The sequence below is a fragment of the [Clostridium] ultunense DSM 10521 genome, assembly GCF_000511955.1.
In the GTDB taxonomy this organism is placed as follows: domain Bacteria; phylum Bacillota; class Clostridia; order Tissierellales; family Tepidimicrobiaceae; genus Schnuerera; species Schnuerera ultunensis.
On sequence record NZ_AZSU01000003.1, the window covers coordinates 265167 to 266861 of the forward strand.

2 protein-coding genes are annotated in these 1695 nt (G+C 29.1%); both read left to right on the forward strand.

Annotation, left to right across the window (positions count from 1 at the left end; translation table 11 throughout):
- Window positions 1-71 precede the first annotated feature (71 nt).
- Window positions 72-776, forward strand: a complete 705-nt coding sequence (locus CUL_RS0108430) for a helix-turn-helix domain-containing protein (RefSeq protein WP_025641155.1) — start codon at window positions 72-74, stop codon at window positions 774-776.
- Window positions 746-1645, forward strand: a complete 900-nt coding sequence (locus CUL_RS17040; RefSeq protein WP_081722811.1) for an IS3 family transposase — start codon at window positions 746-748, stop codon at window positions 1643-1645. Before CUL_RS0108430 ends, CUL_RS17040 begins: the two co-directional genes overlap by 31 nt.
- Window positions 1646-1695 lie beyond the last annotated feature (50 nt).

Genomic DNA, 1695 nt, shown 5'->3' on the forward strand with positions numbered 1-1695 from the left:
TGATATGATACTTCCAAAGTAGACAGTCTAATTAATTAAAAATTAGATTATCTACTTGGAGGTATTTTTTTATGGGAAGAAAACCAAAGTACAGTAAAGAAGTAAAAATTAAGGCTTGCAAAGATTATGAAAAAGGTCATATTAGTTTTCAAGGAATTGCTGATGAAATTGGAACAACAAAGGAAGTTGTGCGTCGATGGTATTTAAGATATAAAGAACATGGACCAAGTGTATTTGAAACATCAAACAAAAATTCTTCATATAGTAAAGAATTTAAGTTATCAATAATAGAAAAATATAATTTAGGTAAATATTCAATGCCTGATTTAGCAGCTAAATATAATATTTCCACAGGAGTAATTAATAATTGGATTAATAAATGGTATAATGGTATAGAAATAAAGGCTTATGACCCTAAAGGAGATGTCTATACCATGAAATCAAGAAAAACTACATTTGAAGAAAGACTAGAAATAGTTAAATGGGTTATTGAAAACAATATGAGTTACAAAGATGCGGCTGATAAGTATGGGGTTACTTATGCACTTGTATATAAATGGACAAGGGCATATATAGATAAGGGACCAGAAACACTAAAATATCAAAAACGTGGACCAAAGCCAAAGTCAGAAATTGACGAAAGCAACTTAACTGAAGTTGAGAAATTACAGCTTGAACTAGAAAAAGAAAAAGCATTAAGAAAAAGAAGAGAGTTTGAACTTGAAGTTCTTAAAAAAAAAGAGGAATTCGAAAGAAAACTTCCCTATCGAAAGTAAGACAGGAAGCAGAATACAAAACAGTAGATTTTTTTAAAGATAAAGGTTATCCAGTAACCAAAATATGTGAAGTTCTAAATATTTCAAGAAGTGGATACTACAAACATAAAAATAGAGTTAAACCTGAAAAAGAAAAACAAGATAAATTGCTATGTTCATTAATTACTGAATATCATTCAACATTTGATGGAATTTTAGGGTATAGAAGGATGACCATGTTCATTAATAAACTAAATCAAAAGTCATTTTCAGAGGGATATATACATAGGCTTATGAATGTTTTAGGTATTACAGCTAGAATTAGAAGAAAAAAAGTTAATCGCATTAGAGTAAAGCCAGAGTATACAAAGGAGAATATATTAGCAAGAGATTTTACAGCTAAGGCTCCTAATGAGAAATGGCTTACAGATGTAACTGAATTTTCAATTCCTGGAGATAATAGAAAGCTTTATTTAAGTCCAATTATGGACATTTACGATAACAGTATTATTGAATATGAAATATCCTTTAAAAACAATAATCAACTTGTATTTAAAATGTTTGATAGAGCCATCCAAAAACATCCTGATGCAAAGCCCATATTTCATAGTGATAGAGGGTTTCAGTATACGGGAAATATTTTCAAAAGTAAGATTGAAGAAGCTGGAATGGTCCAAAGTATGTCAAGAGTTGGTAAATGTATAGATAATGGTTCTATGGAAGGATTTTTTGGTATATTAAAGACTGAAATGTTTTACGGTAAGAAGTTTAAAACACTTGAAGAATTAAGGGAAAAAATAATTCAATATATAAAATTTTACAATGAAAAAAGATTTCAAAAAGGATTAGGATGCATGGCTCCTTTAGAATATCGAAACCATGCATCCTAATGTGCATAAATTTTAATTAAATTGATTGTCTACTTGACAAAGGTCAGTTC

Bases quoted from the DNA above. Each gene is read 5' to 3' on its own strand.
- CUL_RS0108430 (WP_025641155.1), top strand. From the start codon at position 72: ATGGGAAGAAAACCAAAGTACAGTAAAGAAGTAAAAATTAAGGCTTGC.